The 18,418-nt window shown below is 71.9% G+C and carries 13 protein-coding genes; 5 read left to right on the plus strand and 8 right to left on the minus strand.

Going from position 1 to position 18,418, the window contains the following annotated elements; genetic code table 11:
* Position 1 precedes the first annotated feature (1 nt).
* From DEJ16_RS14465 to DEJ16_RS14475, 3 genes are read left to right on the plus strand one after another with little or no spacing between them, the layout of a single operon-like run.
* Positions 2-1,033, plus strand: coding sequence for a carbohydrate ABC transporter permease (locus tag DEJ16_RS14465; protein ID WP_110825958.1), 1,032 nt, complete (start codon positions 2-4; stop codon positions 1,031-1,033).
* Entirely contained in the window at positions 1,033-1,914 is an 882-nt protein-coding gene (locus tag DEJ16_RS14470; RefSeq protein ID WP_110825959.1) for a carbohydrate ABC transporter permease, read from the plus strand. Before DEJ16_RS14465 ends, DEJ16_RS14470 begins: the two co-directional genes overlap by 1 nt.
* Positions 1,911-4,382 (plus strand): beta-glucosidase, encoded by a 2,472-nt coding sequence (locus DEJ16_RS14475; RefSeq protein WP_110825960.1) that lies wholly within the window; start codon positions 1,911-1,913, stop codon positions 4,380-4,382. The genes DEJ16_RS14470 and DEJ16_RS14475 overlap by 4 nt, the downstream gene beginning before the upstream one ends.
* A gap of 321 nt (positions 4,383-4,703) precedes the next feature.
* Here the strand turns inward: DEJ16_RS14475 and DEJ16_RS14480 are convergent, their stop codons facing one another.
* Entirely contained in the window at positions 4,704-5,042 is a 339-nt protein-coding gene (locus DEJ16_RS14480; protein WP_146232901.1) for a hypothetical protein, read from the minus strand.
* A gap of 117 nt (positions 5,043-5,159) precedes the next feature.
* Between DEJ16_RS14480 and DEJ16_RS14485 the strand changes: the two genes are divergently transcribed.
* Positions 5,160-5,774, plus strand: coding sequence for a YbaK/EbsC family protein (locus tag DEJ16_RS14485; protein WP_110825962.1), 615 nt, complete (start codon positions 5,160-5,162; stop codon positions 5,772-5,774).
* Positions 5,775-5,784: 10 nt separating this feature from the next.
* On the opposite strand, the gene DEJ16_RS14490 is transcribed toward DEJ16_RS14485, so the two are convergent.
* From DEJ16_RS14490 to DEJ16_RS14515, 6 genes are all read right to left on the minus strand, one after another.
* Entirely contained in the window at positions 5,785-6,168 is a 384-nt protein-coding gene (locus tag DEJ16_RS14490; RefSeq protein WP_110826050.1) for a VOC family protein, read from the minus strand.
* A gap of 41 nt (positions 6,169-6,209) precedes the next feature.
* Positions 6,210-10,109: an ATP-dependent RNA helicase HrpA gene (gene hrpA, locus DEJ16_RS14495; protein ID WP_110826051.1), complete on the minus strand. Its 3,900-nt coding sequence runs from the start codon at positions 10,107-10,109 to the stop codon at positions 6,210-6,212.
* Positions 10,110-10,144: 35 nt separating this feature from the next.
* A complete protein-coding gene (locus DEJ16_RS14500; protein WP_110825963.1) occupies positions 10,145-11,989 on the minus strand; it encodes a thioredoxin domain-containing protein in 1,845 nt (614 codons plus the stop codon).
* 87 nt (positions 11,990-12,076) lie between these two features.
* Positions 12,077-13,144, minus strand: a complete 1,068-nt coding sequence (locus DEJ16_RS14505) for an NAD(P)-dependent oxidoreductase (RefSeq protein WP_110825964.1) — start codon at positions 13,142-13,144, stop codon at positions 12,077-12,079.
* 54 nt (positions 13,145-13,198) lie between these two features.
* Positions 13,199-14,050, minus strand: a complete 852-nt coding sequence (locus DEJ16_RS14510; RefSeq protein ID WP_110825965.1) for a sulfurtransferase — start codon at positions 14,048-14,050, stop codon at positions 13,199-13,201.
* Between the two features lie 197 nt (positions 14,051-14,247).
* On the minus strand, positions 14,248-15,789 hold the full coding sequence (locus tag DEJ16_RS14515; RefSeq protein ID WP_110825966.1) for an MFS transporter: 1,542 nt from the start codon (positions 15,787-15,789) through the stop codon (positions 14,248-14,250).
* Positions 15,790-15,948: 159 nt separating this feature from the next.
* On the opposite strand from DEJ16_RS14515, the gene DEJ16_RS14520 reads away from it, so the two are divergent.
* Positions 15,949-16,626, plus strand: coding sequence for a TetR/AcrR family transcriptional regulator (locus tag DEJ16_RS14520; protein ID WP_181419618.1), 678 nt, complete (start codon positions 15,949-15,951; stop codon positions 16,624-16,626).
* A 91-nt stretch (positions 16,627-16,717) separates the two neighbouring features.
* On the opposite strand, the gene DEJ16_RS14525 is transcribed toward DEJ16_RS14520, so the two are convergent.
* On the minus strand, positions 16,718-18,349 hold the full coding sequence (locus DEJ16_RS14525) for a dolichyl-phosphate-mannose--protein mannosyltransferase (protein ID WP_181419619.1): 1,632 nt from the start codon (positions 18,347-18,349) through the stop codon (positions 16,718-16,720).
* Between the last annotated feature and the right edge of the window lie 69 nt (positions 18,350-18,418).

Here is an 18,418-nt window from a genome sequence, read left to right on the forward strand (position 1 = left end):
CATGACCCTCAACACCTCGCTCGGCACGACCCCGGCCACCGGGTCGGACGGCGCCGCGGGGTCCACGCCGGCGGGGAGCGGTGCGTCCAGCGCACCGCGCCCCGCCGGGCGTCGGCCCGCCAAGCGGCTCGCGGACTGGCGGCAGCGCGCGGAGATCGCCGTCCTCGCCGGTCCCGCCGTGATCGTCTTCGTGACGTTCGTCATCCTGCCCGTCGCCATGGCGGCGTACTACGGGTTCTTCAAGTGGCAGGGCTACGGCCCGCCCACCGACTTCGTCGGGTTGCAGAACTACCTCATCATCTTCCAGGACCAGGCCTTCCACTCGGTCCTCATGCACAACGGCTTCATCGTCGTGCTCTCCCTGGTGCTGCAGGGGCCGATCGCCATCGTGCTCGCACTGCTGCTCAACCAGAAGATGCACGGCCGCGGACTCGTCCGCGTGCTCGTCTTCGTGCCGTACGTCATCTCCGAGGTCATCGTCGGCACCGGGTGGAGCCTGCTCCTGCAGTCCAACGGCGCCGTCAACGACATGCTGCAGACGATCGGCCTCGGCGGCCTGCGGGCGGACTGGTTGTCCAACCCGGACATCGCCATCTGGACGCTGCTCGTGATCATCTCGTGGAAGTACATCGGCTTCGCGGTGATCCTGTTCCTCGCCGGTCTGCAGAGCATCCCCGAGGAGCTGTTCGAGGCGGCCGCTATCGACGGTGCCGGCTACTGGCAGATCCAGCGTCGCATCACCCTGCCGCTGCTCGGCCCGACGATCCGCATCTGGGCGTTCCTGTCCATCATCGGCTCGCTCCAGCTGTTCGACCTCGTCTACATCATCTGGGGGCAGTACATCGCCTCGACCGCCGGCACCTCGACGATGGCCACGTACATGGTCGGCAACGGGCGCAACTCCGGGAACTTCGGCTTCGGCAGCGCGGTCGCCGTCGTGATGTTCGTCATCTCCCTGGCCGTCGCGCTGATCTACCAGCACTTCGTGCTCCGCCGGGACACCGCGGGCGCGATCACCGAGAGGAAGAAGTGATGGCCACCACGAGCATCGTCGCCCCCGGGCGACGGGCGACACGGGAGCGCCGGTCGAGTGCGGCCATCGGTCGCGCAAACCCGCTCACCTACGTCGTGGCGATCCTGTTCGTCGCCGCCAACCTCGCCCCGGTGCTGTACATCGTGCTGGGCGGGTTCCGGACGAACTCGCAGATCACCACGAGCCCGGCGGGTCTGCCGGCGCCGTTCGAACTCGGCAACTACGGCTCGGTGCTGAGCAGCTCGATCTTCTGGCGTGAGCTCGGCAACTCGACGATCAGCGCCGTCGCCACCACCGCCGGTGTCGTCGTGCTCGGCCTGATGGTGAGCTACGTGCTCGCCCGCTACCGGTTCGCCGGCCGTGGCGCGCTCTACGCGCTGTTCGCCGCCGGCCTGATGTTCCCGATCACCGTCGCGATCACGCCGCTGTACCTGCTCATCAAGGACCTCGGTCTCACGAACAGCCTGGCCGGCGTGATCCTGCCGCAGATCGCCTTCGCCCTGCCGACGACGGTCATCATCCTGGTGCCGTTCCTCCGGGCCATCCCCGATGAGCTCGAGGAGGCCGCGTCCATCGACGGCGCCAGCCGCCTCGGCTTCTTCTTCCGGATGATCGTGCCGCTGTCCCTGCCCGGTGTCGTGACGGTCGGCATCCTGGCGTTCATCGCCAGCTGGAACAGCTACATCCTGCCGCTGTTCATCCTCAACAACGAGGGCAGCTACACCCTGCCGCTCGGTGTGCAGGCGTTCTCGTCGCAGTACTCGGTCGACACCGCCAAGGTGCTCGCGTTCACGTCCATGTCGATGATCCCCGCTCTCGTGTTCTTCACGATCTTCCAGCGTCGGATCGTCGGCGGGCTCACCGGGGCGGTCAAGGGATGACGATCACGAACCAGCCCCGGCACACGTCGGGGGACCGCGCCGTCGGCGCGGCCCGGACCGACCTGGCGGACCCGACCCCGGGCCTCCCGGCCGTCCCCGAGGTGAGCGACCGCGTCCGCGACCTGCTCGCCCGGATGACCCTCGAGGAGAAGGCGGCGCAGATCGTCGGCTACTGGCTCGACCAGAACGGCGTCGTCGCCCCCATGCAGGGCGAGATGGCGGCCGCGCAGGACGCCCAGGCGACCCTGCCGGAGGTCACCCGCGACGGCATCGGGCACTACACCCGCGTCTACGGGACCCGACCGGTCGACGCCGAGGAGCGAGCCGCGTGGCTCTGGCAGGAGCAGCGGCGCCTGAAGCGGGAGACCCGCCTCGGCATCCCCGCGCTCGTGCACGAGGAGTGCCTCACCGGGCTCGCCGCGTGGAAGGCCGCGACCTTCCCGACCCCGCTCGCGTGGGGTGCGTCGTTCGACCCGGAGCTCGTCGAGCAGGTCGGCCGCGCCATCGGCGACTCGATGCGCGAACTCGGCATCCACCAGGGCCTCGCCCCGGTGCTCGACGTCATCCGGGACCCCCGCTGGGGTCGGGTGGACGAGTGCATCGCCGAGGACCCGTACCTCGTCGGGACCGTCGGCACCGCCTACGTCCGCGGACTGCAGGACGCCGGTGTGCACGCCACGCTGAAGCACTTCCTCGGCTACTCGTCATCGCGGGGTGGACGGAACCACGGACCGGTGTCCGCCGGGCCGCGGGAGATCCGCGACGTGTTCCTGCCGCCGTTCGAGATGGCACTGCTCGACGGGAACGCCCGTTCGGTCATGAACTCGTACACCGAGACCGACGGTGTCCCGATGGCGGCCAGCCCCGAGTACCTGACCGGGGTGCTCCGTGAGCAGCTCGGCTTCGACGGCACCGTCGTCGCGGACTACTTCGCGGTCGCCTTCCTCGAGGTCATGCACGCCGTCGCCGCCGACCGTGGGGAAGCGGCAGCGCTCGCCCTCGATGCCGGCATCGACGTCGAGCTGCCCACCGGTGACGCGTACCTGCGGCCGCTCGTCGACCGGGTGCGGTCCGGGCAGTTCGACGAGGCGTTCGTCGACCGTGCCGTCCTCCGTGCGCTCGCGCAGAAGGAGGCACTCGGCCTGCTCGACGCAGACGCGTACGAGGACGAGCCGCCCACCGGGGTCGACCTCGACTCGCCGCGGCACCAGGCCCTCGCCCGACGGCTCGCCGAGGAATCGGTCGTGCTGCTCGCCAACGACGGCGTGCTCCCGGTCCGGCGGACACCGCGCTCCGTCGCGGTCATCGGCCCGAACGCCGACCGGGCCGAGGCCCTGCAGGGCTGCTACTCGTTCGCGAACCACGTCCTGGCCGCGCACCCCGGGCTGCCGCTCGGGTTCTCCATCCCGACGGTCGCCGAGGCACTGACCGACGCGCTCGCCGGCGCATCGGTCCGTGTCGTCGAGGGCTGCACGGTCGAGGGGGAGGACCGGACCGGCATCGCCGCTGCCGTCTCCGCCGCTGCCGACGCCGACCTCGCGGTCGTCGTCGTCGGCGACCAGGCCGGCCTCTTCGGGCGCGGCACCGTCGGCGAGGGCAACGACTCCGAGTCGCTCGACCTGCCCGGCGTGCAGCGCGACCTGGTGGAGGCCGTGGTCGCCACCGGCACGCCGGTCGTCCTGGTGCTCCTCACCGGCCGCCCGTACGCGATCAGCTGGGCGCTCGACGGGGACCAGCCCCGTCCGGCGGCGGTGCTGCAGGCGTTCTTCCCCGGCGAGGGCGGCGGACTCGCGATCGCCGACGTCGTCACCGGGCGGGTGAACCCCTCCGGTCGCCTGCCGGTCTCGCTGCCCCGGTCCGCGGGGGCGCAGCCGTACTCGTACCTGCACCCGGTGCTCGGTGGTCCGTCGGACGTCACCGCGACCGACTCCACGCCGGTCCGGCCGTTCGGCTTCGGCCTGTCCTACGCGTCCTTCGCGTACTCGGACCTGGTCGTCGACGGCTCGGTGCAGGCCGGGGGCACCTTCACCGCGAGCGTCACCGTCACGAACACCAGCTCGGTCGCGGGTGGGCACGTCGTGCAGCTGTTCGGGCGTGATGTGCACGGCTCGGTCACACGGCCGGTCGTGCAGTTGCTCGGCTACGCGCGCGTCGAACTCGACGCGGGCGAGACCGTCCGGCTCGCGTTCACGGTGCCCACCACGCGTCTGGCGTTCAGCGACCGGCGCATGGTCCGGATCGTCGAGCCCGGTGACGTGGAGGTGTGGGTCGGCTCGCACGCGGCGGCCTCTGCTTCCGTCGCGGACGTCGATGCGTCGACCGGCGGCGCGATCGTCAACGAACGAGCGACCGCGGCGCGGACGGTGCCCGGCACGGCGACTCCGCGAGCGCGTCTCGCGGTCGAGGGGCCGGTCCACGAGGTGACGACCCGCGACGCGCGACTGGTCACCTGGGAGGTCGTCGGCTGACGGGGAACCAGCCGGAGACGCCCGCCGCGGGGAGCGCGGTGCGTCGGACGGGAGGCCCGTGACCAGTCGGTCGCGGGCCTCCCGTCCGTCGTGTCCCCTGCACGGTCCGCGCCTGGCGACGGCCCTCGGGCTACGGTCTGCGAACGGTGTCGCTCGGCGCGGAGCGCCCGCCGGCCGCCCGCCCTGGGTGGCGCGGAAGCAGCGCTGCCGATGGCGACCGGCGGGATGACGGCGGGCTCCATCGCCCTCGGGCTGGGTGTCCAGCTGTGGGCGTCGGCGTGGGGGTGTCGCGGGGTCTGCGCGGGGACCGGGCGCCGGTCGTCAGACCGCGCGCAGGGCGATCTGGACCGCGACGACGAACGGGAGGACCCCGAGCGCCGCGGAGGCGGCCGCGAGCCAGATCGCAGCGGTCCGACCGGGGACCCGACGGAGACCGACCGCGACGGCCACCGCGACGAGGGCGAGCGGGAAGGTGCACAGCGTCGCCCGCGCCGGCCACGCCCACGGTGCCCAGGCTCGTTCGCTCTCGTACGGCGCATCGATCGACGCCACGAGCCCGACGATGACGACGACGGTCTCGAAGCCGGGCGGCACCGCGATGAGGACGTCGCGCAGCACACGCCACCGGTCCGGCCGATGGACTCGTGGTTCCTCCCCCATGTCGCGAGGCTACCCGCCGTCCGTGCCCGTGCGTCCCCGGGCGTCCGCACGGGCTGTCCGCTGCGGACGGGTCGACTCCTGACCAGTCGCGGTGGTTCCCGTCCCTAGGGTGGGGGGATGCCCACGCTGAACCGCATGCCCGTCCTGCTCGCCACCGGCTCGATCGCCATCCCGGTCGCGGAGGCCCTGGTCGCCCTGCCGTTCGAGGTGCTGCAACGCATCGAGGCCGCGCCGATCGACCCCGAGCTCGCCGACACCGCGGCGTTCTCCGAGGCGTACGGCTTCCCGGTCGCGGGCGGCGCGAACTGCATCGTCGTCGCGGGCAAGCGGGGTGACACCGTGACGTACGCGGCCTGCGTCGTGCTCGCCTCCACGAAGCTCGACGTGAACCGCACCGTGAAGGGGTTGCTCGGCGCCCGGAAGGTCAGCTTCGCGCCGATGGAGGACGCCGTGGAGCGCACCGGCATGGAGTACGGCGGGATCACCCCGATCGGGCTGCCCGCCGACTGGTCCGTGTACGTCGACGCACGGGTACTCGAGGCGCCCGAGGTCGTCATCGGTGCGGGCGTGCGCGGGGCGAAGCTGTTCCTGCCCGGTGCGGTGCTCGCCGCGTTGCCCCGGGTCGAGGTCGTCGAGGGGCTCGCGGTCGAACCCGCCGCCGACGCCGACGCGGCCGATGTCGATGCCGATGCCGACGCAGGCACCGGTACGGGCTCCGAGCAGGTCGGCTGACGACTCGCGGTCAGTCCTGCGGTCGGACCAGGCAGAACGGGTGCCCGGCCGGGTCGAGGTAGACGCGGAACGTGTCCGTCCCCTCGCCGGTCGCGGCCGCTCCGATCGCCAGCACGGCTCGCTCGCCCGCGTCGAGGTCGTCGACCTTGACGTCGAGGTGGGCCTGCTGCGGCACGTCCTGCCCGGGCCACACCGGCGCTCGGTAGTCGTCGACCCGTTGGAAGGCGAGCAGGGGGCGGTGCCCGGCGAACGGCAGGGTGACCTCCACCCACTCGTCGTCCGGGGTGAGCGTCTCGGCCTCCTCGACGACGCCCCCGAGGAGCTCGGCGTAGAAGCGGGCGAGGGCCGCGGGGTCCGGGCAGTCGAGGACGACGACGTCGAGTGAGCCGATCATGGCGGTCACCGTAGTCCTCGTGGGCAGGAGCCGTCCTCCGGTCAGCGTGAGGCCGCGGTGAGGGCCTTCGTGATCCGCTGCAGGGAGACGGTCTCGGCGGTGCCGAGCTCCTGCGCGAACAGGCTGAGGCGGAACTCCTCGAGCATCCACCGGGCGTGCACGAGCTCCGGGTGCGACCCCACGACCGGCGGGAACGCGCCCCCGGCCTCGACGTAGCGATCGGTCGCGCCGGTGACCTCGCGCATCCAGCCGGCGTCCCGGCCGGGGTTCTGCAGGAGCTTCGTCACCCGGGCCTCGATGCCCTGCAGGTACACGCGGATGCGTCGCAGCCGGTCGAGTCCGGCGACCGAGACGAACCCGGCGGACACCAAGCGTTCCATCTGCTGGCGCATGTCCGACAGGGCCGGCAGCAGCGCCATGTTCGTGGCCTGCTTCAGCGCCCGCTCGGCGTTCCGCTGCGCCGTGAGGACGGCCGCGACCTCGGACACGGCGGTGAACATCGTGTCGACGACCGTCGCGGAGACCGCATCCCGGACCTGCTCGAACGCTGCCCGGGTGAAGACGAGACCGTCCGGGTGGGTCCGGCGGATCCCGGCGTCGACCACGGCGGCCAGGACGTCGTCGAACAGCGCCGACGTGGACGGGTAGGGACTCGCGGCGAGGGCGAGCTTCTCCTGCGCGGTGAGGTGCTGCTGGATGTAGGAGACGGGGGACGGCACAGCGAGCATGACGAGTCGCCGCACCCCCGCGGGCATCTGGACGGCGCGGTCTCCCGGCGTCGCGAGGAGCTGCACGCCGACGGTCGCCTTCGGCCCGCTGCCCTCCTCGACGAGTGCCGGGTAGGCGCGGATGACCCCACCGGCCTGCTTCGTGTCGAGCACCTCGGGCAGGTCCTCGTCCGGCCAAGCGGTCAGGCCGGACCGTTCGATGCGGCGGCCCGAGCCGGCGTCCGCGACCCGGGACGAGCCTCCCGGCCGGCCCTGCCGCTGCGTGGCGGCGGCGACGCTCTGCTGCGTGCGGTCCTTGAGCTTGGTCTGCAGGGCGGCGAGGTCCTTGCCGGCCTCGACCCGGCGTCCGCGTTCGTCGACGACCGCGTACGTCGGCAACAGGTGCGCGGGCACCCGCGACATGTCGAAGTCGGACTCGGAGACGGGCACGTGCACGAGCCGCTGGATCGTCTTCGCCAGGGTCGCGCGGAAGCTCTCGGTCGGCGTCGTCGGGGCGTCGTCCGGCAGCTCGGCGACGATCTTCTCCGCCCAGTCCGCGGCCGGGACGACGTTCTTGCGGATCTGCTTCGGCAGCGCCTTGATGAGCGCGGTGACGAGTTCCTTCCGGAGCCCGCGGACCTGCCAGTCGAAGCCCTCTTCCCGCATGCGCGGCAGGACGGCGAGCGGCACCTGAACGCTGACGCCGTCGTCCTCGGCGCCGGGCTCGAAGCGGTAGCGGACGGCGAGGCGCTGGTCGCCGCTCCGCCACTGGGTCGGGTACTCGGCGTCGTCCTCAGCGGCGGATGCGGCGGACTCGTCGAGGAGGTCCTCGCGGCGCATCGTGAGGAGGTCGGGCTGGTCGCGGCGCGTCCTGCGCCACCAGCCTTCGAAGTCGCGGGTCGTGGCGACCTCGGCGGGGATGCGGGCGTCGTAGAACTCGACGACCGTCTCGTCGTCGAGCAGGATGTCCCGCCGTCGGGTCCGCTCCTCGAGCTGTTCGAGTTCACGCCGGAGCTTCCGGTTCGCGCGGTCGAACGCCTGCTGCGAGTCCCATTCACCCTCGACCAGGGCGTGCCGGATGAACAGCTCCCGCGAGTGCACCGGGTCGATCCGGTTGTACTGCACCCGACGTCGCTGGACGATCGGCACACCGAACAGCGTGACGCGCTCGAACGCGACGACCGCGCCCTGCTTCTTCTCCCAGTGCGGTTCGCCGTAGGTGCGCTTGAGCAGGTCACCCGCCAGGGGCTCCACCCACGCTGGGTCGATGCGTGCGACGGTCCGGGCGAACAGACGGCTGGTCTCGACGAGTTCGGCGGCCATCACCGCGTCCGGCTGCTTCTTCGCGAGCACGCTGCCCGGGAACACCACGAAGCGGGTGTTCCGCGAACCGAGGTAGTCGCGCTTCTCACGGTCGCGCAGGCCGATCTGGCTGAGGAGCCCGGCGAGCAACGCGCGGTGGACCGAGTCGGGGTCGTCCTTGCGCTCCTTGCCGACGTGGATCCCGACCTGCTTCGCCGCCCGCGAGAGCTGGCGGTACAGGTCCTGCCACTCGCGGATGCGGAGGTGGTTGAGGAACTCCGCCTTGCACATCCGGCGGAACGCGCTCGAGGACAGTTCCTCCTGCTTCTCCTCCAGGTGGTTCCAGAGGCCGAGCAGGGTCAGGAAGTCGCTGGTGGGGTCGGCGAAGCGCGCGTGCAGCTGGTCGGCCTGCGCGCGCTTCTCGAGTGGACGCTCACGCGGGTCCTGGATGCTCAGGGCCGAGACGATGGCGATGACCTCCCGGCCGACGCCCTGCCGGCTCGCCTCGAGCACCATCCGACCCAGGCGGGGGTCGATCGGCAGCCGCGTCAGCTGCTTGCCCGTCTTCGTGATGGCGCCGGCCGTGTCGACGGCGCGGAGTTCCCGCAGCAGGTCGAGGCCGTCCTTCACGCCGCGCGAGTCCGGCGGCTGCAGGAACGGGAACGACTCGATGTCACCGAAGCCGAGGGAGATCATCTGCAGGATGACGGCGGCCAGGTTCGTCCGGAGGATCTCCGGGTCGGTGTACTCGGGACGACGGTCGAAGTCGTCCTCCGAGTACAGGCGGATCGCGATGCCCGCGCTCGTGCGGCCGGCTCGACCGGAGCGCTGGTTCGCGGACGCCTGCGAGATCGCCTCGATCGGCAGTCGCTGCACCTTGGCGCGGGGGGAGTACCGCGAGATGCGGGCCGTCCCGGTGTCGATGACGTACTTGATGCCGGGAACCGTCAGGGAGGTCTCGGCGACGTTCGTCGCGAGCACCACCCGACGGCGGACGCCCGGCGTCGTCGAGCGCTGGAACACCCGGTGCTGGTCGGCCGCGGACAACCGCCCGTACAGCGGCAGGACCTCGGTTCCCGGGTAGTGCTTGCCCTCGATGGCGTCCTGGGCGTCGCGGATCTCGTTCTCGCCGGACAGGAACACGAGGACGTCGCCCGGGTCCTCGCGGGCGAGTTCGTCCAGCGCGTCCGTGATGCCCTGCAGCGGGTCCCGGTCATCGCCGGCCGTCGGGCTCCCGGTGCGGCCCGCGGCGCCACCCTTCGACGTCGCCGGTCGGGTGCCGGCAGGACGCTCGTCGAACTCGTCCTCGTCCTCGTCGTCGCCAGCGGCGTCCTCGTCGGCGACGAGCGGCCGGTAGCGGATCTCCACCGGGTAGGTGCGCCCGGACACCTCGACGATCGGGGCGCCGCCGAAGTGCTGTGAGAACGACTCCGGGTCGATCGTGGCACTCGTGATGATGAGCTTGAGGTCGGGCCGGCGGGGGAGGAGTCGCTTGAGGTACCCGAGCAGGAAGTCGATGGTGAGGGACCGCTCGTGCGCCTCGTCGATGATGATCGTGTCGTACCGCTCGAGGTCCCGGTCGAAGTGGATCTCGTTCAGCAGGATGCCGTCGGTCATCAGCTTGATACGGGTGTTCGCGCTCACCTTGTCGGTGAAGCGGACCTGGTACCCGACCAGGTCGCCCAGCTCACCGCCGAGCTCGTCGGCCACTCGCTCGGCGATCGTCCGCGCGGCGATGCGGCGGGGCTGCGTGTGGCCGATGTTCTCGCGTCCGAGTTCCAGGCAGATCTTCGGCAGCTGCGTCGTCTTGCCCGAACCCGTCGCCCCGGCCACGATGACGACCTGGTTGTCGCGGATCGCAGCGGCGATGTCGTCGCGCCGCTGGGAGACGGGCAGTTCCGGCGGGTACGTGATGACGGGGGGATTCGACATGAGCATTCCAGGATACCGCCCGGGCGGGTCCACCATCAGACGAGTTGCGCCGCGAGCTCGTCGGCGGTGCGTGCCGGCAGGGCGCAGACGCGGTCGTGGCAGACGTAGGTCACGCCGTCCGCGGTGTCCCGTCCCTCCATGAGCGTGAACCCGGCTTCCGCCCACTCGGCCGCCTGCGCTCGCGTCAGCACCGCGGTGATCGTCCCGGGCCGACGTGTGGACCGGAGGGCGCGCAGCATCGCTGTCACCTCGGGCACTGACCGGTCGTCAGCGACGAGGACGACCTCGCGCGAGGGACGCTGCAGGGCGAGCGCGAGTCCGAGGGCGTCGGCGTGCCCGAGCGGGCGATCCACTCCGGTCCGCGCGCGGTCGGCGATGAGCCGTGCCGCAGCGGTCCGCCGATCGTCGTCCCCGGTCAGTGCGGCGAGGACCGCAGCCGCGCTCGCGAGCGCGACGGTCCCCGACCGGAGCGCGGTCTGCGGCTGCTCGCCGGTCGCCGTCCCGGCCGCGGCGAGGACCGGGTCGACCTCGAGTGCACCGGACAGGCCGTCGTCGACGAGCGTCCTGGCGATCGTCGCGTAGCGCAGCTCGCCCGTCGCGAGCGCGAGTTCGAGGAGCCCCTCGGCGAACAGCCCGAGGTCCTCCAGGGTCGGCGCCGCCGCCGACGTACCGGCACCCGAGCTCGAGCGGACGGTGACGTGCCCGTCCCGGAGGTGTGCGGCGATGACCGCGTCCGCCGCGGCACGAGCGAGGTCGATCATCTCGTCGTCCCCGCTTCGTGCTCCGGCTGACACCAATCCTCGGACCGCCAGGCCGTTCCACCCGGTCAGGACCTGGTCGTCGAGCGGTGGTGGGTCGAGCCGGGTGCGTTCGTCGAGGGGCAGGCGGTACCACTCGCCCTCCACCCGTCGACCGTCGATCGTCGACTCGCTGTCCTGGGCGGCGACGAACGCGCCGTCCGGCCGCCGGAGCGTGTCGCGCAGGAAGTCGGCGATGCCGCGGGCACGAGCGGGGTCGGCGACGGCGAGCAGCCCGCCGTTGTCGTAGAGCATCCGCTCGTAGTGCGGGACGGACCAGTCGCGGCGCGTGGCGTACCGGAAGACACCGCCGTCCGCGTCGGTCAGCTCCGACCCGGCGATGGCGCCCAGCGCGCGGCGGAGGAGACCGCCGGCCGGCTCGACCCCGTCGGCGGCGGCATCGCCGAGGAACTCCAACAGCGGCGCGTTCGGGAACTTCGGTGCGCCCCCGAAGCCGCCGTACTCGGCGTCCTCCGCTCGCTCGAGGTCGGTCACGACCCCGCGGATCGCGTCGACGGACGGGAGGCCCGAGCTGGCTCCGTCGGTGTGCCCCGCCTGCGCGGACGCCGCGTCCGCTTCCGCACCCTGCCGGATCGCGCGCGCGATGGCCGACGCGTTCGCGTCCACCTCCTGCCGACGGTCCCGCCATGCGTCGAGCACCGCGGCCGTGACCCGGCGGAACGACGGGTGCTGCCCGACCGGCTGCGGCGGGTAGTAGGTGCCGGCGTAGAAAACCTGCGCATCCGGTGTCATGAAGACCGTCAGCGGCCAGCCCAGCTGCTCGGTGAAGGCGCTCGCGGCGGCCATCGCGCTCGCGTCGACGTCCGGGCGTTCCTCACGGTCGACCTTGACCGCGACGAAGTCCCGCCGCAGCAGCTCGCCGACCTCGGGGTCGGAGAAGCTCTCCCGGGCCATGACGTGGCACCAGTGGCAGGTGGCGTACCCGATCGACACCAGGACGGGGACGCCCCGCTCGCGCGCCTCGGCGAACGCCTCGGCTCCCCACTCCCGCCAGTCCACCGGGTTGGTGGCGTGCTGGCGGAGGTACGGGCTGACCGCGGATCCGAGCCGGTTGTCGTTCATGCACCCAGCGTGCCCCGCCCGGCCTGTGTGGGCGGGCCTCCAGGCCGTCCTGTGGAGAGCGAGCCAACGTCCACAGCTGCACACACGTCAGCCGAGCCCCAACGACAGCAGCGCGAGCGCCGCGTCCTCCGGCCCGTAGTCGAACATCCGGTCCCAGAACGGGTCGTCGGCCCACGGGACGTCGCCGTCCGCGGGGGTCCGGTGAGCGGTCTCGACGAGCCAGTCGACCTCCGACCGGACCGCCTCCGCGAACCGCGGCGGGACCCATCCGAGCGCCCGGGCCGCGGTCGTGTCGAGCACGGACGGGGACGGGGTGGACCACGGCGTGAGTCCGACGAACGCCGGTGCGTCCTCGCCGAGCAGGACCTCGTCGAACGTGTGCCCGAGGTGTCCGGCGACCGTGCGGACGATCTCGAGCGCGGTCGGGGCGGTCTCGTCCGCGACGTTGAGGATCCGGCGGTCCGGGGCCTCCGCGACCAGCCGGACGAGCGAGCCGATGCCGGACGCGGCCGTCGTGTGGTCGACGCTGCGCCCCTGGTCGGCGAGCAGGATCCGCTCCCGTCCGTCGAGGACCCGCCGCACCACGAACCACTCGCGGGGTCGTCCGATCCCGATGCCGTACACCCTGGACGGGCGGAGGACGGTGACCGGTGCGCCGTGGTCGAGCAGCACCTGTTCGGCCGCGACCTTCGCCGCGGCGTACCCGTCGCGGGAGGTCGGGTCGCCGTCACTCGGCGCGATCGTCGGCTGGAGTTCCGTGACCGCGCCGCCGAACACCGGCTTGTCGACCGAGTTGGCGTGCCGCCCCTGTTCGTCGACGTAGACGGCCTTCGACGACACGAACACGGTCGAGCCCACGTCGTCCAGGAACGGCGCGAGCTGTAGGGCGTCGTCCCGGGTCACGCCGACGGTGTCGACGAGCAGATCCGCCCCCGGCCGCAGCAGGTCCCGCAGCAGCGCGGTGTCCCGTCGGTCGCCGGGTCGGGCCAGCGCACCGGCGGCGACGAGGTCGTCGGCGACGGGACCGCCGTGCCGCGAGACGATCTCGACGGACCAGTCGTCCCCACCCCGACCCGAGAGGTCGAGGAGTTCGCGGGCGACCTGGGACCCGATGCCACCGGTCCCGCCGAGGACCACCGCGCGTCTGCTGCTCATGGCGCCAACGCTAGCCCCCGGCCCACGTCGGCTCGGCGGTGTCGACCGCCCCGGTCAGGAGGCGATCGGCTCCCGCCACCACTCGGCCAGCGACCCGTCGTACACGCGGACCTTCTCGTGCCCGAGCATCGTCAGGGCCAGGGCGTCCACGCACGACGCGCTCCCGACCCCGCAGTACGTCACGACCTCGTCCGCCGTCAGGACCGGTGCGAGCGCCTGTTCGAGTTCCGACCGACGGAGGAACGCGTTCGACTCGCCGAGGAGGTCCCGCACCCGGATGGTCGTGGTGCCCGGGACGAGGGGCGGGTGGTCGTCACCGAGGTCCTCGGGGTCTGCGGCGAGGACGAGTGCTGCCGGCTCCGACCCGTCCACGGCGCGGAGCACGCGCGACCGGTCGGCCCACAGCGGGAGTTCCTCGCCCGCGACGAAGGCGTCGTCGTCCGCGGCACGCCGAGGAGTCCGCGAGAGTGCGCCGACGCGGACCGGCCGGCCCTCGTCGCGCCACTTCGCGAACCCGCCGTCGAGCACGGCGACCGTCCGGAAGCCGAAGGAGCGGAAGATCCACCAGAGCCGTGCGGACCACTCGCCGATGCCGTCGTCGTAGACCACGACCGTGGAGGCGCGGCTCACGCCGAGCGCGCGGGCTGCCGCCTCGAACTGCTCGGCTCCGGGACGAGTGAAGGGGAGTCCCGTCTCGGGCGAGGAGAACTCGTCGACGAGGTCGGCGTAGACGGCGCCCGGTACGTGGCCGCGGCGCTCGTGGGCGTCGCGCGCCGAGTGCCACGACATGTCGAGGCCGCGGCCGTCCGTGTGCACCGACGCGTCGAGCACGAGCAGGTCGTCCGCACCGAGGTGGTCGGCGAGCCACTGCGTCGAGACGAGCGGCGAGGTCAGGACGGGGGCCATGCCCACACGGTAAACCAGACCCCTGACCCGCGACAGGGTGTGAGCAACGGGGCGACTTGTGCCGCGCGATCCGGCACGGACGGGACGACGCAGCACGGGACGGACACGGCACCGTGCGGTCGCGCGGTGCCGTGTCCGTCCCGTGGTGTCGTGCGACGCAGCCGCTCAGTTGCTCAGCCACGCAGTCGCTCGGTCGCTCAGTGCGCAGCCGTCGGGATGCTGCCGGTCGTACCGGCCCCGGCCCGCTCGAGACGGGCGACACGGACGGACTGGCGGTTGATGAGCAGTCCGCTGGCGATCGCCACGACCACGAGCACCCCGGCCGAGATCGCGAAGGCGGCGTGGTAGCCGTCGAGCGTGGCCTGCGCCTGCTGGAGCGCCGTCGGAGCCGCGGTCAGCCCGGACAGGCTGTTCTCCACCACGTTCGCGAAGATCGTCGACAGCAGCGCGGTGCCGATCGAGCCACCGATCTGCTGCATGGTGTTCACCGTGGCCGACGCGACGCCGGCGTCCGACCGGGCGACCCCGGTCGTGGCGGTGTTCATGGCCGACGAGAAGATCGTCCCCATCCCGAGGCCGATGACGACGAGAGCTGGCAGGACGGTGCCCGCGTAGGAGCTGTCGAGGTCGGTGCGGAGGAGCAGCAGGAGCCCCGTCGCGGCGACGAGTGCCCCGGCGAAGATGAGCACCTTCGGGCCGACGCGGGGGAGCAGGCGACCGCCGATCTGCGTGGCGGAGATCATGATCGACAGCGGCATCGGCAGGAACGCCAGGCCGGTCTGCAGTGCCGAGAACCCGAGGGTCTGCTCGAGGTAGTAGGTCAGGAACAGGAAGATGCCGAACATGCCGATCGCGACGAGGCCGATCGCGACGAACGAACCACCGCGGTCGCGGTCGAGCACGACACGGAGCGGCAGCAGCGGGTGCGCGACCCGGGTCTCGATGACGACGAACGCGGCGATGAGCAGCACGCCGCCGACCAGCATGCCGATCGTGAGCGGGGCGTCCCAGCCGTTCGTCTCGGCGTTCGAGAAGCCGTAGACGACCCCGACGAGACCGGCGGTGATGGTGATGACGCCGGCGACGTCGATGCGCGGACGCTCGACCTTCGGCGGCTTCGCCATGAAGACGAGTGCGCCGATCACGCCGAGGACCGCGAAGACCACGTTGACGTAGAGGCACCAGCGCCACGACGCGTACTCGGTCAGGACGCCACCGAGCAGCAGGCCGATGGCGGCGCCGGACCCGGCGATCGACCCGAAGATGCCGAACGCGCGCCCGCGCTCCTTCGGGTCGCGGAAGGTGGTGGTCAGCATGCCGAGGGCGGACGGGGCGAGCAGCGCACCGAAGACGCCCTGCAGCGCGCGAGCGGCGACGAGCAGCCCGAACGAGTCCGCGAGCCCGCCGAGCACGGAGGCGACGGCGAACCCGACCAGGCCGATGATGAACGTGTTCTTCCGGCCGAACAGGTCGCCGAGACGACCACCGAGCAGGAGCAGCGAGCCGAACGCGAGCGAGTACGCCGTGACGATCCACTGGCGCTGGTCGGTGGCGAACCCGAGGTCCCCCTGCGCGGAGGGCAGGGCGATGTTCACGATGGTGGCGTCGAGGACGACCATGAGCTGGGCGAGCGCGATGACCGCCAGGGCGATCCAGCGGTGGTCGGTGCGGGCCGGGGTGGTGCCCGCGGTCGTCGGCGTCGCTCCTGTGGGAGCGGGCGCGGTCTGTTCTGCCGTCATGACAGCCTCCTTCTCGAAGGATGGAAGGGGAGGGGCGCGCGCCGTCGGGCGTCCCGGAGGAGGGTGAAGTGGATGCGCGGCATCCGCTTGTGGTCACTGTACATCGAAACGGAGCAACCGCATCCGCTTGTTCCCAGAGAGGTCGATTACATTCGGTGTGTGAGCACCACCGGACCCGCAGCCGATCTCGATCGGCCTCTCGACCTCGACCGGCCCCTCCGTGCCGACGCGGCGCGGAACCGCGAACTGATCCTGCAGACGGCACGGAAGTGCTTCGCGGAGCGCGGCCTTTCGGTGACCCTGAACGACATCGCCCACGAGGCCGGGGTCGGGGTCGGCACCGTCTACCGACGTTTCGCCGACAAGGACTCCCTGATCGCGGCCCTGCTCAGCGCCAAGTTCGAGGCGCTGAACGCCGCGGCCGCGGCCGCTGCCGAGGAGACCGACCCCCGTGAGTCGCTCCGCCTGTACCTGATGGGCGTGTTCGCCTTCCGCGCCCGCGACCGAGCGCTCGCCGACGCGATCGTCCGCGCGGGCAAGGCCCGACCGTCGGTCATGCAGGAGCGGGACCGTCTCGAGCGGCAGGTCGCCGAGATCATCCGTCGTGCCCGCGAGGCCGGGGTCGTCCGGCCGGGCTTCGACGCCCGTGACCTGCCCATCCTCACGACGATGGTCGGTGCCGTGGCCGACGCGACGCGGAACCACGACCCGGACGCCTGGAAGCGCTACGCCCAGGTCCTCGTCGACGGCGTGCTGCCGCAGGCCCGGCAGGACCCGATGGTCGGCGTGCCGCTCGACCGCGACGCCCTCGAGCGGTCGATGCAGCCGCAGTCCTGACGGCGGCGTCCCAGGTGGCCCCGAGGGCACGCGGATGCGACCGCGCGGGCCCGCGACGGCGCGTGCCTGCGACGGCGCGATCGCCCGAGCGCTACAACCAGCTCGGCAGCCAGTAGTGCGAGCGGATGAAGTCCCAGGGGACCTGCATCGCCGTCCACATCGGGTACCAGTACACCGATGCGAGGACCACGACCAGCAGGTACACGCCGAGCCCGAGCAGCGCCCGCGTCCGCCGTCGCCGCGGATCGTCCCGTGACCCGATCAGGTGCGCGATCGCCGCGGCCAGCGCCGTCACGAGGAACGGCTCGAAGGCGATCGTGTAGAACTGGAACACCGTCCGGTCCAGGTACATGAGCCAGGGCAGGTACCCGGCGCCGATGCCGATCAGGACGAGCCCGTACTCCCAGCGCCGACGCGTGACGAAGAGCACGAGCAGCACCACGGCGGCGATCACCGAGGCGTACCAGATGAACGGGTTCGCGATCCCGGTCACGGCAGCGCCGCACCGGTCGAACCCGCAGCCGTCCTGGCCGGCGTTCGTGCCCTGGTAGTACATCGACGTGGGGCGTTGCATGACGAGCCAGAGCAGCGGGTTCGCCTGGTACGAGTGCGGCGTGTGCAGGCCGATGTTGAAGGCGTAGATCTCCGACTGGTAGTGCCACCAGTTCTGCAGACTGTCGGGCACGCACGCGAGCACGCCCGTCCAGCGCTGTCCGCCGCCGCCGATCCAGTCGCGGTCCCAGCCGCCCTTCGTCAGGAACCACCCGGACCACGAGGCCAGGTAGGTCACTGCGGCGACCGGCACGGTGAGCAGGAACGTGACCGGTGCCTGCTGCAGCGCCGCACTGGACGACCAGAACACCACGCCCGCCCGGCGTCGCAGCATCATGTCGCTGAGGACCGAGTACACCGCGAAGAACGCCAGGAAGTACATCCCGGTCCACTTCGTCGACGACGCCAGCCCGAGCGCGACGCCCATCGCGAGCAGCCACGGTCGCCACCACAGCACCGGGCCCCAGAGCGTGGCCCGTCCGGCCGCTGCCCGCCGGTCGGTCCACCGGTCGAGTTGGCGGGCGGACCAGCGGCGGTCGAGCAGCAGGGCGCCGAAGGCGAGGACGACGAAGAAGGTGACGATGCCGTCGAGCAGCGAGACCCGGGACATCACGATCGCCTGCCCGTCCACGGCGAGGAGACCGCCGGCGAGCGTCCCGACGAGCGTCGAGCGGAACAAGGACCGCGCGATGACGGCGATGAGGAACACGGTCGCGATGCCGAGCACGGCGACCGTGAACCGCCACCCGAACGCGTTGTCCGGCCCGAACACCAGCATGCCGAGGCCGATGAGGTACTTGCCGAGCGGCGGGTGCGCGATGAACTCGGCGGCGCGGGAGTAGATGTCGGTCTGCCCGCTCGCGAACCGGTCGTCGGTGGTCGGCGCGCCCTCGTCGCTCGGGTTCGCCGGCCAGGTGCCCTCGTACCCGAGGTGCACGAGCGACCAGCTGTCCTTGACGTAGTACGTCTCGTCGAACACCAGGGAGTGCGGTCGCCCGAGGTCGACCAGGCGGAGCACCGCGGCCAGCACCGTCACCGCGATCGGGCCGCCCCAGCGCCAGGCGGCGACCCGCCAGCCGACGGACAGCGTGCGCGCCCACCAGTCGTCGAGCCGCGAGCCACGGGGGACGTCCGGCACGGTCTGCAGCGGGTCGGCCAGGTCCGTGGTCACGCGCAGCATCCTACGGAGGCCGCGCACGCGTCGGCTGCGCTGTCCACAGGTCGCAGGCGTGACGACGAC

The sequence above is a fragment of the Curtobacterium sp. MCJR17_055 genome (assembly GCF_003224335.1).
Lineage (GTDB): Bacteria > Actinomycetota > Actinomycetes > Actinomycetales > Microbacteriaceae > Curtobacterium.